The organism is Parendozoicomonas verongulae, assembly GCF_009711465.1.
GTDB lineage: Bacteria > Pseudomonadota > Gammaproteobacteria > Pseudomonadales > Endozoicomonadaceae > Sansalvadorimonas > Sansalvadorimonas verongulae.
This window is the reverse complement of the sequence record NZ_SMME01000777.1, coordinates 1-14156: the sequence shown is the minus strand read 5'-3', so window position 1 is coordinate 14156 and position 14156 is coordinate 1. Positions and strand designations below refer to the sequence as shown.

Sequence of the window (14156 nt, the reverse complement as noted above, 5' to 3'; positions counted from 1 at the left end):
GGCAACACAATCACAACATCCATCAACGCAGCCTGTCAGGCTCCCCAATTTATTCGCGCTTGCCAATCTGGCACTGCGACATGGCGAAGTGGAAGGGTTAACCGGGCTACGGCACTATTCCAGCCTTATCCCTCTGTACTGGGATAAAACCCGGGGGCCAGACACTCGCGCGCCAGTATTCCATGCCTATGGGCTTGGCGGGGCAGGTGTGACTTTAGCACCCGCTGTTGCAGAGCAAGTCAGTCTTCACATCACCCCAGAGATTATCAAACCCTCACCAGACCATAAGAAGCACGAGATAGTGATTCTGGGGGCAGGCTACACCGGCCTTTTTGCCGCACTCAGCCTTCGCAAAGATTTGAATAGCAGGGGAAGACAGGATATATCCATACGCATCATCAGTTATTCTCTTCCAAGGGGATGTTCCAGAGTTATCCCAAACACTCGGGAGCCCACATTGGCAGATAACTACCCAAGCCAGATTGCCGGCGGGCTGGTGATGCCATTCAGCATAGGAAAAATGCTCAACCCGGAACAGTGGCCAGAATTATTACAACGCTCACACAACCTCTGGGAGAAATACAGTCAGGATCCAAACCTTGGACAAGCTGTACAGAAAAAACAGGCCATCGTTCTTCCTGCCGTCCAGAAACCCGAACAATCAAGAACCGAAACCATTGACGGTATCAACCAGCTTTACTCAGCTCCGCTCTTTCAGAAACACCACGGCCCTGAGCTGATAAGGGCCGTTTCAGGGGAGAAAAACACTTTACAGTCCATTGTCTATGAAAACCTGATTCAAGTGGAGACTTCATCTGTGCTACTCCATTTCCTGAAACAAGCCATTGAGCAGAACATCGTAATCACCCAGCTGGATGAGCCTCTTTCCAGCTACCAGGAACTCTCGCAGCACTTCAACGCAGATACAAAAACCTTCATTATCAATGCCAGCGGCCATGGTGCCGAAGCCGTATTCGGACACCCGGCCTCTTTACCGATTCGAGGCGATCTTCTGGTTTTGAAAATACCTGTCAGCCATATTCCTCAAGAGATGTTGCACATCCTCAACTACTGTTATCTGTCCAATGCCTATTACCTGTTTATCCGCCATGAGCTTGAGCGCCCCTGGATTCATCTTGTGCTGGGAGGTTCCTGTATAGAAAACGACAGTGATCTTTCACTGCACCGGGGCACTCTCCGAGACATCCTCAACTATTGGCTCGACCTTTTTCATTTACCTGCCAATAACTCGGACAGTGACGCCTACCCGGAGAAGAAGAGGGCAATAATTGAGACTTTAATCAAGACAATCTGAGATGTATCGACATTACTCTTCAATGATCCGGGTACTTACTGATCAGCTCTTTCGAGCAACGGCTGCCACCGAGCATTCAGCTTCAGGGGAGCGAGCAGCCTTGCTTTTAACCGTCTCTCCCGGCAAGGTGCGACGCGCCTGCAGACAGATCATATCTATCAGACTGACGGCCTTATCAATCCCCCGAAGAGCACCCTCAGAAAATCCGCCAAAAGCGATATAGCCATGGGGCATTTTTGCCTCATGGTGAGAGACCACCGCTACACCGGCCGCACGGAGCTTGCGGGCATAGCCCAACCCCTGATCCCGCAGAGGGTCGTACTCTGCAGTAATCACAACTGCCGGTGGCATCTGCGCCAGCACCTCATTGGATGCCAGACCGGGGGACGCTTCCAGTAAGTCCTGCTGTTTCCGCTCAGGAATATAAGCATCATGAAAACGGCACACGAGTGGACTGGTTAAGATCAAGCTATGACTGAAAGTCCCCATCGATTCGCCGGCGCGTTCCGTGCAATCAACCACCGGATAAATCAGCCACTGCCATGCGGGCATGACTTCTGACCTCACCGTTAAACCGGACAATATCGCCTGCTGGCAGACCATTGTCGCCAGATAACCACCGGCACTGTCTCCACCAATACCCAGATTACGGAGATCTTTGTCTGCCCCTTGCCAGCTTTGGGCGACATGGTTCCAGGCTTGAATAGCATCCTCTGCAGCAGCAGGAAAAGGGTGCTCAGGAGCCAGTCGGTAATCCACAGCCACAACGGTCATTCTGCGCTTGCGGGCAATTCGTCGACAGAAACGGTCATGGGTTTGCAAATCCCCAACCATCATGCCTCCACCATGGAAGTACACCAGGCACTGTTCGTTATCGCCAGCAGATTCATACCAGCGCAGAGTCACGTTATCGTTGATCTTCTCATCTCGCACAGTCACGGATGATTCGGTGGGAAGACTCCAGAGTGATGTGCTCAAACGATAGGAGCGTCGCAGTTTTTGAGGTGGTTGCTGCTCTGGTGAAGGAGCCCGGTCAAACAGGGACATCAGCTTACGCATATCCCGATCCATTCCCAGCCATGCCGGATGAGGGCTGTGCATGGTAGCAATCAATCGGGCACACCCTTTCACTAATGCTTCAAACATTGTTATCCCCTGACGCAACCACAGGTTCCCGTTCTGTGGTTTGTTTATTATTATTCTCTGTTTATATCATTCCCCCGGATATTCACCAAATTCTCATGCAGCTTACCCTGACAACCCCGGCCCTGTTTTTTCCTGCCATCTCGTTACTGTTTCTTTCCTACACCAACAAGTTCCTCACTCTGGCAGGGTTAATTCGCAGTCTGCACAAAGAGTTTCAGAGTAACCCGAAACAACTCAAGCTGCCGGAGCAGATCAGCAACCTGCGCACCCGTATGATGCTCATTAAACACATGCAGGGGTTAGGGATTGGCAGCTTTATTCTCTGTGTTATGGATATGTTTTTTCTGTATCTGGGAATGATGGAAACAGCCGTTCTGGTATTTGGCGCCTGCCTGCTGTTGCTGCTAGCCTCGCTGATTGTCTGTGCAGTAGAGATTCAGATTTCAACCCGGGCGCTGGATATGCAGATTCATGATATGGAATGAAGCGTGAGCGCACCGAGCCAGCTGCGCTCTGGAATTTCACTTCTGGGAAGCTTTTAGTAAGTGATCACCAGCTTATAATGGCAGGACTGGTCATCATCTCCATAAATGGAAGGCAGACTCTGGAAAGCATCCAGTGCAGCATTGAGATCGTCAGGGGGTAATGACAGATCTTTTACAAGAAACTGGGGTTCCTGTTCGCTGGCCTGGGTATGCTCTTCATCTTCATAGAAGTACATGGCCCAACCGATCTGGTACATGCCTTCGTCTTCTTTCTCAAGAATGCCCACATAAATACGGGTGTGAACACAGGACAAGGCTGCAAACTCTTCAGGGAAGTGGGCCAGCAATAACTGGGAGCTGTTCATTCTCGGGCATTCCTTGGAATTGGTGTTTATGTTTATTCAAAACGTTGTAACAGCTATTTCATCCAGTATGGAATAGAAATCCCTTCTGACGCAAACTTCAGCGATTCAATCTGCTATCATCGCAGCAAATAAATAAAGAAGAATCAACGAATGCCCCACCTGTCTCCCACTTTATCACTGGCCTGCGAGTTAATTTCACGCCCGTCCGTGACGCCAGACGATGCCGGTTGCCAGCAACTTTTGATTGATCGCCTGGAACCCCTGGGTTTCCAGACTGAGCCCATGCGTTATTCCGATCACAACGGCACTGCAGACAACCTCTGGATACGCAAAGGAGACACGGGCCCCCTGTTCGTATTTGCAGGTCATACCGATGTTGTACCAACAGGGCCAGAAGAGCAGTGGCAATTCCCGCCTTTTGAACCTCGTATACACGACGGTTATCTGTGTGGCCGTGGAGCGGCAGATATGAAAGGCAGCATCGCCTCCATCATTGTTGCCATAGAGCATTTTATAGAGGAGCACCCCAATCACAACGGCTCTATTGCACTGCTTATTACCAGTGATGAAGAAGGTCCGGCCACCTGCGGCACAGTAAAAGTGATTGAAGCGCTGGAAAAGCGCAGAGAAAAAATCGACTGGTGTCTGGTCGGTGAACCATCCAGCACTGATAAAGTAGGTGATGTGATTAAAAATGGTCGCAGGGGTTCATTGGGGGCGAAGCTCACCATTAAGGGCATTCAAGGCCACGTGGCCTATCCCCATCTGGCGGAAAACCCAGTGTTCACATCAGCCGAAGCTATCGCTGAAATGGCAGGAACCGAGTGGGATAAAGGCAATGAGTTCTTCCCTCCCACCAGCTTTCAGATATCCAACATTCAGGCCGGCACAGGTGCTACCAATGTTATTCCCGGTGAGCTGAATATTGTCTGCAACTTCCGTTTTTCAACGGAACAGACCGATGCTGGCCTGCGTACCCGCTTTGAAGAGCTGCTGGATAGCCACAACCTGACTTACGACATTCAGTGGACACTCAACGGCCAACCATTTTTAACCGCAGAAGGTGATCTGGTTTCCGCAACCGTTAGCGCCATTCGTACGGTATGTGGCTATGAAACTGTGTTATCCACAGCTGGAGGCACATCCGATGGCCGCTTTATTGCTCCTACCGGCGCTCAGGTTCTGGAGCTTGGCCCCTGCAACGATACCATTCATAAAGTAGATGAACGGGTAAAGGCGGAAGATCTGGACACATTGTCGGATATTTACCAGCAGATTCTTGTGAACCTTTTGGGGAAAGCCTGATGTACGTTGTGATTTTTCAGGCCACTGTGGCTATCACTGATGAAGAGAGCTACCGGGAATATTCCACTACTGCCGTACGGTTGAGAGATATGGCTCTCAACCGGTTTGGCTGCCTCAACTTTGTCGCTATGATGGAGGGAGATCAGGAACTGGCCCTGTCCTGGTGGCCGGATGAAGCCAGTATCCGTCGCTGGAAAGCAGAAGCTGACCATACCATGGCACAAAAGCTTGGTAGAAAGCAGTGGTACAACGGCTACAAAGTAGAAGTCGCCAAAATCGAAAGGCAGTATGAGGTGCCTGCCAAAGCCACTCAGAGCTACTGACACATCAGCCAGCCGCCCTGACATACTCAGAACATTCATTATCGCGACCTTTCTAATGGCTTCATAACTCATTACGACAGGGTCGCAAAATGGATTTCCACCAAGTTCCGGGAACACCTCCCCCATCGCCACCACCCTCTCAACGGGCACAGAAAAGGCCTCGTGAGAATGAGAGTGCAGGTGGATCATCGCAGCCTACCGTCATGCCCTCTGGCCGGACAATCCCCCATTGGGGCATTACATTTTTTGATTTTGGCAATACTTCCGGCCTTTCCGAAGAAGGAGAGACCCTTTCTCCACTACCTGATGACTATGAGACAACGCCCAGTAAAAAGCCCAAAGTTGATATAACCGAAAGAGCAGTGGTACAGGTTCCACTGAAGCCGGACACCTTTATGATGCGTCCTTCCAGCACACCAGAAACTCTTTCCGGTGACATCATTGATCTAACCGAAGACACATCGGTTCCGATATACCATTTTGCACAAGATGCTTATGAGAGCGTCGTAGAAGTTAGTGAAGTATCGTCTTCTGGCCTGCAAAACCGGGGTAATACCTGCTTTATGAATGCCGCTATGCAGGCAGTCGCTGACCTGCTTAGTTTTCATGGCATTCCTCAGGAAGCCTACTCACAGGAGATTCCACAGGGGGTTTTCCAACGTCTAAACAGAAACTCTCTGCCTTTCTATCAGCTGCGAACGGATACCCTTAACCTGTGCGAAAAACTCAATACCATGAACAAACAGGAGCCTGAATCCTGGAACAGCGCACCTGTTGAACAACTGATGGACACGTTTATTGGCAGCTATGTGGCCTATGAAAATGCAAAAAATCAGTTGACTCAAGGAGAAGTATCCCGCGATTCTATTCTCAATCACAGCCAGCAGGACCCTCAGGAGTTTCTGGATAATATTTGCGAGGTACTGGGCCTGAATCAGTCCACAGCCAGCTCCGTGCTGGCTCTGACCTTTCTGAGCCTTGAGAAAGACGGAAACGTCCTTACCAGACGTCTGCATGGTACCGATAAAAGCGAGCCAGAGCGCTCGACACTATTGGCTTTACCCATTCCCGAGATGGCCTCAAAAGAAGTTGCAAGGCAAACCACGCTAAATACCTGCGTTGATAAGTTACTGGAAAAAACAGATCTGGAGATTGAAAGCCGCCTTGACTGGTCACAGGACGATTTAGTTAAAGCCGGACTTATCAAAGAAGGTCAAAGTGGCCCAACGTCATCCACAGAGCGTATGCAACTACTTGATGGCACTCAGGATATGTCGCAGTTTGTTTGCACTTTTACAGGCTCCGAGCCTCCCAGAGCACTGATCGCTCTAGCCAAACTGTCACAGTACGATATAGCCAATCAAAAGACCGTTCGGCGCAGTTTAGAAGGTAAGGCACTCTTGAAAAACCTCGACAAAACAGACTCTGTCACCATTCCCTTTTATAAGGCGGCCTTTGATGCCGGAGTGGGCAGGTACACCTTGAGTGAAGAACCCCCTGTGCAGCAAAAGTATAATGTGCGCAGTATAGTTGTTCATCATGGCCAATCAGCCCATAGTGGCCACTATGTCACGGTTCAAAAACGGCCAGAAGGTTACGTTGTGTATAACGACAGTCACGTGTCTGAGCCCCAACATCTAACGTTGAGCGAACTGTTCCATGGGCAACCTGTCTGCGGCTATATCTTTGCGCTGCAGGCTGTGGAATCCACAGATAACCCAGTAGCCTCTGCACAGACTTGAGGTTAACCGGTGGAGCTGTACACTACGCGCTTTCGTAAAAAGTCGTATACAGCTCACCATGCCAACCCCTCTCCGTTGCCCGGTTTGTCGGCAACCCCTGCTCAGACGTGACCATGGCGCAGCCTGCGCCAACCGACACAGTTTTGACCGTGCTCGTCAGGGCTACCTGAACCTTCTGCCCTCTCACAAAAAGCGCAGTGCCAGCCCTGGCGACAGCATCGAGATGGTGCAGGCTCGCACTCGCTTTCTGGACACCGATCTTTATAACGCCCCGGCAACGGCTTTGATTGAGGCGATTCATGCCAGCGTATCGGACAAAAATCAGCCCGTGATTGTGGATGCAGGCTGCGGTGAAGGTTATTACACCACCCGCATCGCAGATGCCTTGCCGAAGGCCAGCGTGACCGGTTTTGATATTTCCAAACCCGCTGTCGTGCAATGCTGCCGTCGTAAGACCGATAATGCAGATCTCCAGTGGCTGGTTGCCAGTGTGGCCGATATTCCCCTGCCGGATGACTCTACCGATGTCCTTGTCAGTGTGTTCTCACGGATCGACTGGAATGAGTTTGCCCGCCTGCTCAAACCCGGCGGTCAGGTTATGGTGCTGGGCCCCGGGCCGGACCACCTGCTGGAGCTGCGCCAGACCATTTATGAAGATGTGCGCAGCTACCCCGAAGATAAACTGCTGGAAACTCTGCCTGACGGCTTTGAACTCACCAGCAAAACAACAGTTACAGATACTCTGAATGTGCCAGACTGTCAGACCATCATGGATCTTCTGGCGATGACGCCCCACTTCTGGCACATTAAGCCCGCCCAGCGTGACAAGCTGGAGGCACTGCAACAGCTGCACTGTCGACTCGACATGCGTCTGTACGTCATCACTTATCAACCCGCTGCTTCCCGTTGAGGCTGACCATGAGCTCCCACGAACAAGACGTTCAAACGGATATTGAAATTTATCTGATGAAGCAACCTGTAAGTGCCATTATCCAGTGGCTTACGGATCGCTTTGACAGCTGCTCTGGGCCTGAAACCCGAGGCCGAAGCCATAACCTGCAGGTTACCCACGAAGGGCAGCATATTCCGGTCAATATTGTCGAAAATACATCGGGCAAGGCCTGGACAAGTGTCTGGTTTGATTCCACGTCCACCCCCTGGAATTGTGACGCCGACTGCGGCCGTGAAGCCCACACAGCTCTGAAAGCCCGGGTACGATGCAACGCTTCATTCTGGCAGGAAGCAGCCGGCAGTAGCGAAGAGTGGCTGGACATCAGCGTGGAAGGACAAGAGACCCTGATTGACTGGCCATCCTGATAAACTCTGTACGGGATCAACACTCCGACGCCTGAGGATGGTAAAATGCACTCATTACAAAGTAATGCAAAAAGCTGAAAGATAAGCATGGATATAACTGTCAGTATCAGTCGATACCTTTTTAATATGCTGCGCCGTTTGATGTTCCTATGGGTGAAAACCTCCGTCCAGGGATCACTGCCCAAGCTGCCTGATAACGAGATCGATGCCAGAAAGCCCATCATCTACGTTCTCCAGAACCGTTCCCTGTCTGACCTGCTGGTGCTGGACAGCGAGTGCCTGAAGGCAGGCCTGCCTCGCCCTTATGCCCCCCTGAAAGGCCAGGACATTGACGAAACTCACGCCTATTTCTTCCTCACCAAGCCGGAAGGGGTGATTGTTCGCCGAGAGAAGATGCACAATGCGCCTCGTCTGCAACGCCTTGCCAGAGCTGTCAGTAATAACGATGGTACCGATGTTCAAATCGTACCGGTGAGTGTGTTCTGGGGCCGCCAGCCGGATAAAGAGCAATCTGCATTTAAGCTGCTGTTTGCCTGGAACTATAACGTTGGCAACCGCTTCAAGAAGTTTCTGGCCGTTCTTTTCCATGGCCGTCAGACTCTGGTGCACTTTAACGCCCCCATGTCTCTGAAAGAGGTTGTGGACGAAGGTCAGGACACAGAACGCACTCTGCGTAAAATCAACCGTATTCTTCGCGTACACTTCCGTCAGCTGCACACGTCTGTGAACGGCCCGGACTTGTCCCACCGCCGGACTCTGGTTGGCTCCCTGATTGAGTCTGACGTAGTGCGTCGTGCGATCGACAAAGAGGTAGAAGAGCAGGGTATTACCCATGAGAAGGCTTACCTTCGCGCTAAGAAGTACGCCAACGAAATTGTTTCTGACTACTCTCACCCTGTCGTCCGTTTTATGGATATCCTGCTCACCTGGTTCTGGAACAAAATCTACAACGGTGTAGAGGTGAACCATATAGAGCCGGTGCGTGATCTGGCCAAGGACCACGAAATCGTCTACCTGCCCTGCCATCGCAGCCATATTGACTATCTACTGCTGTCGTACGTTCTGTATTACCGTGGTTTGCAGGTGCCCCATATCGCGGCCGGTATTAACCTGAACATGCCGATTGTGGGTTCTATCCTGCGCCGTGGCGGTGCCTTTTTTATTCGTCGCAGTTTCAAAGGCAATCCTTTGTACTCCACTGTGTTCCATGAGTATCTGCACACCCTGTTTACCCGTGGTTTTCCCACCGAGTTCTTTGTAGAGGGTGGCCGTTCACGTACCGGCCGTACCCTGAAACCCAAAACCGGCATGCTGTCTATCATGCTGCGCAGCTACCTCCGTAGCCACAGCAAGCCTATTGCACTTGTGCCTGTGTACATTGGCTACGAGAAAGTTCTGGAAGCCAGTACTTACATGGGTGAACTCCGTGGTGCCAAGAAAAAGAAAGAGTCCCCTCTGGATATCTTCCGTACCGTAGCGGCGCTGAAAGAGGACTTTGGTAACGCCTTCGTAAACTTTGGCGAACCTATGAAGCTGGGAGAGTTCCTCGATAACGAACAGCCCGACTGGCGCGAACAGGAGTACGATGAGGAGTTCCGCCCCGAGTGGCTGCGTCAAACCACCGACAATCTCGGTATTGAAATGGCAAAGCGTATCAACAGGGCTTCAGCTGTGAACTCCGTGAATATGGTTGGCATGGCACTGCTTAACACCCCTCGCATGGCACTGGGTGAAGAGGAACTTGCTCTACTGCTGAACGCCATGAACACGCTGGTGAGCCGCGTACCTTACAGCAGCCACGTCACCCGTGTGGAGCTGGATGGTCAGGCAATGATCAAGCAGGTGGAAGCGCTGAACATGGTGGAGCGTCGCTCCGACAGCCTTGGTGACATTATCTGTCTGGATGAGCGCAACACTGTGCTCATGACCTACTACCGCAACAATATTCTGCACCTGCTGGCAATCCCGTCCATGATCTGTCGTCTGTTCTCCAATTGCTATGAACTGGAACGCAACGAGATTCTCACTAAATGCCAGACCTTTTACCCATTCCTCAAAGCTGAACTGTTCCTGCGTTGGGAAATCAGCGAACTGGAAGAGGTGGTGGATCAGTGGCTCAGTGCTCTGGTGGAAGTAGACCTGCTGATTCAGGACGGCTACGTTTATATCCGTCCTGACTCCAGCACCTCAGAGTTTGTCACCATGACCAACCTGTCCCGCGCCATTCAACAGCCGCTGGAACGCTATTTTGTCGTCGTCAGCCTGTTACTACGCAACGGTTCTGGCCATGTGGATGCAGTGGAACTGGAAAAGCAGAGTCAGGAGATGGCTCAACGATTGTCTATGCTGCATGGTCAGAATGCCCCTGAATTCTTTGATAAGACTCTGTTCCGCTGCTTTATCGGCGAACTGCAAGCTTCCCGGCTTGTAGGAACGGATGACAATGATATGCTGACCTTCGCCGGTGATATTCGCGTTATGGCAGAAGACTCTCGTCGTTTGCTGCCCAGCGAAATTCGCCACAGTATTGGTCAGGTAACCTGGGGAACGACTGGCAGCGAACCCGTCCCTGAAGCCTCCACTCAGAATGATGAGCTTGAAAAAACTGAGAAGTCTGAGGAAAAAGAAAAAGTCGAGACACCGTAAAGTGCACTGAAGTACTTAAATAGAGACCAGTTCTACTACGCTGGTCTCTTTCTTTTAGGAATATCCACCTATCCTCACACGATACAGCAATCATTAAAATTCGTATGGCATTTAAACGCCAGAATCAGAACATCACACTCCATTGATGCACATCAACGCAGCAGAACCATACCTCCTTACACTGTCAATTAGTATTTTGTGCAAATAGCTTGATTTATTTGCTACATGACAAAAACAATATTGCAGTCGTTCGATTTCAGGGAACTCACATGAACCACTCACTGATCTGGGATTCCAGCCTCCTGAAGCGTTATGATCGCCCAGGACCTCGTTATACGTCCTACCCAACAGCCGTACAGTTTACCAGTGAGTTTTCAGCCGACACTTTCACTGAAGCAGAAAGACTCAGCGGCCAGGAACAGCGGCCCGTCTCTCTGTATTTCCATATTCCGTTTTGCGACACCGTGTGCTTTTACTGTGGTTGCAACAAGATTGTCACTAAACGTCGCGAACAGGCCCAACCGTATCTGGACCTGATGTGCCAGGAAATGGCCATGCACGCCGAAAACCTGGGTTACCGCGCAAAGGTTGAACAACTGCATCTTGGAGGCGGTACGCCAACGTTCCTGAGCAAAGAGCAGCTTTCCCAGCTAATGGAGTGCGCTGATAAATATTTTGATCTGGATTTTGGCGACTTTTCCGATTACTCCATCGAGATTGACCCGCGGGAAGCTGACTGGGCCATGATGGGCCACCTGCGCGATCTGGGTTTTAATCGCATAAGCCTGGGTGTTCAGGACTTTGATCCGGCGGTACAGAAGGCTGTGAACCGCATTCAGCCTGCCGCCATGACTGAAAGTCTGATGGATGCGGCTCACGTCATGAACTTCAAATCCATCAATCTTGATCTGATTTACGGCCTTCCTCTGCAGAACTGTAAGAGTTTCCTGAAAACCGTTGATCGCGTGATTGAACTGCAGCCAGAGCGCCTGTCTGTCTTCAACTACGCTCACCTGCCCCACCGGTTTATGCCCCAACGCCGCATTCGTGACGAAGACCTCCCATCCCCAGAGGAAAAGCTGCGCATTATGGAGGCCACTACACAGCGGCTGACAGAAGCAGGTTATGTGTACATCGGCATGGATCACTTCGCCCTGCCCGATGACGATCTGGCAGCCGCTCAGGAAGAAGGGGTTCTGCACCGTAACTTCCAGGGTTACACCACCCACGGGCACTGCGATCTGATTGGCATTGGTGTGTCGTCTATTAGTCAGGTGGGTGACACCTACGCACAGAACTTCACAGATATGCCCAGCTATGTAGAAATGATTGAGGCTGGCAAACTGGCCATCAATAAAGGCTACAAAAGCAACAGTGAAGATCAACTGCGCGCCCATGTTATTCGCCGCCTGCTATGCGATTTTCACCTGAGCTTTCAGGATGTAGACAAGCTGTTTGGTATCAACTTCCTCACCCATTTTCAACGGGAGCTGGATGAACTGAGAGTCATGGCCGATGACGGCCTGCTCACTCTGGATGATACAGCCATTCATGTTCAACCACGGGGGCGACTGCTGATCCGTAATATCTGCATGACCTTCGACGAGTATATGGCGGCAGCCCAGGCTCAGAAAAAGTTTTCCCGGGTGATTTAACCTTTACCTATACAGCACGCAATAAAAACGGGGCTTGCCAAATGGCAGCCCCGTTTTTTTATCGCGATTGTACCCTGTCAGAACTTCTGCTCGAAGGTAATGGAAGCCCCATAGTTATTGCTGTTACGACCACGGGTGCCTTCCAGATCGAACGACAGGTTTCTTGTGTCCGACAACTGGGAGTTCACACCTAACTTGTACCACTGCATCTTGTGATCCCGCTGCTTACGCTTCTCGGTTACACTGCTACCACCGTCGGCATGACTCATTGTAGCCTGATGATCAGCGAAGTGGTTTGTCTGAACACCAAAACCACCGTACACGCTGCTCAGGTAGCTGCCCATGTTAGAGTAATCTGGCACCTGATAGTCCATCATCAAACCGAAGCGGTCGATGCGGTCATGACGGCTACTGCCCTGCACCTTCACCCGGGTTTTGTTGTCATTTTTCAGACCAAACCCGGATGACCGACTGTCGATATACATAACCTCTGCCATTGGTGTGATAGTCAGACCCGACACGAACGCGTCCATATGGATATCATAACCAGAGCCAATCCAGGCAGCCCAGTCATTCATAGAATAATGACCCTTGTACCTTTCATCGCCGATGGTATCGTGTGCTTTTGCACTCACATCGTGATGCCCGACAGTCAGGGCACCATCAATGTGGAAGTCATCACTCTTCCAGGAGAAGAATGGGCCAGCACGTAAGCTGGTGATATCAGTGCTGCCACCTTTACCTTTCAGGGAGAGCTTGCTGTTTTCTGCCGAAACCATCACACCCAGCAACAGCTCCGAATCGATAACCCGGAATATACCCGCCTCAAAACCGTAACCCTTATTGTTATAACCGGGCAACTCGCGGGCAGGGCTGGCATTGCCTCGTTTACTGTAAGCACTCGCGTAACTGTAGACACCGTCCGTCTGCAGAGAGCCCTTCAGACCACTGCTCAAAGAAGCTTCCACAGCAGAGGAGTCAACACGATCAAGCCCCACACCCCCCAATCTGCGACCATTACGAAAGTTTGAGATCATCTGATGGTGACCTGAGAACATCTGCATCGTAGCGTTGTTCACTGTTTCAGTAGCTGTTGCTGGTAATGCTGCAACAAGAGCGCTGTCAAACTGTGGCTGAGCCACGATAGTCAGTGCAGCAACCGCTTCAGCCTGTGTAGCTGAACGCTTATTCCTGGGGGGCTCCCCTACCCTGGATGTTTTCTTTGACTCTTGCTCTGAGTTATCGTCAGCAACGTCGTTAAGAGAATCAGTGACTTTGACATCATCCTCTTTCCCTGTGGAGGGAGGCACCTCTGAATCACGTTCGTTCTGGGATAGCGTTTCAACATCATCGGGATGATGAACATTGAGGCGCCTGTGCATTCTGCCAGCACCATCGCCTTCGTCACCATCATAAGATGCATGCCCGTCATCTTCATATTCATTCTCGGTTCTATTACGACGCGCCTCTTCACGTCGCACACGCTCCTTTTCCTGCTCCTCGGCGTACTTCACCCGTCGCTCGTTCACGTAAGTCTTGAAGTTTTCGCTGCGCTGGATTCTATCCTCTCGAGCGGCTTTCTCTTTTTCCCAGGCGATTTGGCCGATACGCTCTTCTTCTGCATCCTTTCTGCGCTGCTCGTCCTGTTCCTTTTGCTCTTGCTGTTTTTGGTAAACGGCCATGCGTTCCTTGGCCAGCTTCTGAGCTTTTTGTTCCTTCTTCTCGGCGTACTTTATCCGCTGCTCGTCCACATACGCTTTGAAGTGTTCGTTTTGCTGGAGTCTGTCCTCCCGGGCAGTTTTCTCTTTTTCCCAGGCGATTTGACCAATGCGCTGTTCTTCCGCATCCTTTCTGCGC

At 51.1% G+C, this 14156-nt stretch carries 12 protein-coding genes; 9 read left to right on the top strand and 3 right to left on the bottom strand.

Annotated features, from left to right (window positions below; genetic code table 11):
• A partial coding sequence (locus E1189_RS06560) for an FAD-dependent oxidoreductase (protein WP_155159240.1) occupies window positions 1-1315 on the top strand: 1315 nt, incomplete at its 5' end.
• A gap of 42 nt (window positions 1316-1357) precedes the next feature.
• Here the strand turns inward: E1189_RS06560 and E1189_RS06555 are convergent.
• A complete protein-coding gene (locus E1189_RS06555; RefSeq protein ID WP_155159239.1) occupies window positions 1358-2461 on the bottom strand; it encodes an alpha/beta hydrolase in 1104 nt (367 codons plus the stop codon).
• A 35-nt stretch (window positions 2462-2496) separates the two neighbouring features.
• Here E1189_RS06555 and E1189_RS06550 point away from each other — a divergent pair, with 35 nt between their 5' ends.
• On the top strand, window positions 2497-2946 hold the full coding sequence (locus tag E1189_RS06550) for a DUF2721 domain-containing protein (protein ID WP_329601925.1): 450 nt from the start codon (window positions 2497-2499) through the stop codon (window positions 2944-2946).
• A 53-nt stretch (window positions 2947-2999) separates the two neighbouring features.
• On the opposite strand, the gene E1189_RS06545 is transcribed toward E1189_RS06550, so the two are convergent.
• A complete protein-coding gene (locus E1189_RS06545) occupies window positions 3000-3311 on the bottom strand; it encodes a hypothetical protein (protein ID WP_155159238.1) in 312 nt (103 codons plus the stop codon).
• 150 nt (window positions 3312-3461) lie between these two features.
• On the opposite strand from E1189_RS06545, the gene dapE reads away from it, so the two are divergent.
• The 7 genes from dapE to hemN all read left to right on the top strand — a co-directional run bounded on the left by dapE (window position 3462) and on the right by hemN (window position 12299).
• Window positions 3462-4616, top strand: a complete 1155-nt coding sequence (gene dapE, locus E1189_RS06540) for a succinyl-diaminopimelate desuccinylase (RefSeq protein ID WP_155159237.1) — start codon at window positions 3462-3464, stop codon at window positions 4614-4616.
• Window positions 4616-4939, top strand: a complete 324-nt coding sequence (locus E1189_RS06535) for an antibiotic biosynthesis monooxygenase family protein (protein ID WP_155159236.1) — start codon at window positions 4616-4618, stop codon at window positions 4937-4939. The genes dapE and E1189_RS06535 overlap by 1 nt, the downstream gene beginning before the upstream one ends.
• Before the next feature lie 89 nt (window positions 4940-5028).
• Window positions 5029-6681: a ubiquitin carboxyl-terminal hydrolase family protein gene (locus E1189_RS06530; protein ID WP_155159235.1), complete on the top strand. Its 1653-nt coding sequence runs from the start codon at window positions 5029-5031 to the stop codon at window positions 6679-6681.
• Window positions 6682-6739: 58 nt separating this feature from the next.
• Entirely contained in the window at window positions 6740-7591 is an 852-nt protein-coding gene (locus E1189_RS06525; protein WP_155159234.1) for a putative RNA methyltransferase, read from the top strand.
• 8 nt (window positions 7592-7599) lie between these two features.
• Window positions 7600-7998, top strand: a complete 399-nt coding sequence (locus E1189_RS06520) for a hypothetical protein (protein ID WP_155159233.1) — start codon at window positions 7600-7602, stop codon at window positions 7996-7998.
• A gap of 87 nt (window positions 7999-8085) precedes the next feature.
• The gene (plsB, locus tag E1189_RS06515) at window positions 8086-10644 is read left to right on the top strand and encodes a glycerol-3-phosphate 1-O-acyltransferase PlsB (RefSeq protein WP_155159232.1); all 2559 of its coding nucleotides are present in this window, start codon (window positions 8086-8088) and stop codon (window positions 10642-10644) included.
• A 269-nt stretch (window positions 10645-10913) separates the two neighbouring features.
• Window positions 10914-12299: an oxygen-independent coproporphyrinogen III oxidase gene (hemN, locus tag E1189_RS06510; protein ID WP_155159231.1), complete on the top strand. Its 1386-nt coding sequence runs from the start codon at window positions 10914-10916 to the stop codon at window positions 12297-12299.
• Between the two features lie 77 nt (window positions 12300-12376).
• Here hemN and E1189_RS06505 read toward each other — a convergent pair.
• Window positions 12377-14156 (bottom strand): autotransporter domain-containing protein (locus E1189_RS06505; RefSeq protein ID WP_155159230.1); only part of this gene is annotated, 1780 nt, incomplete at its 5' end.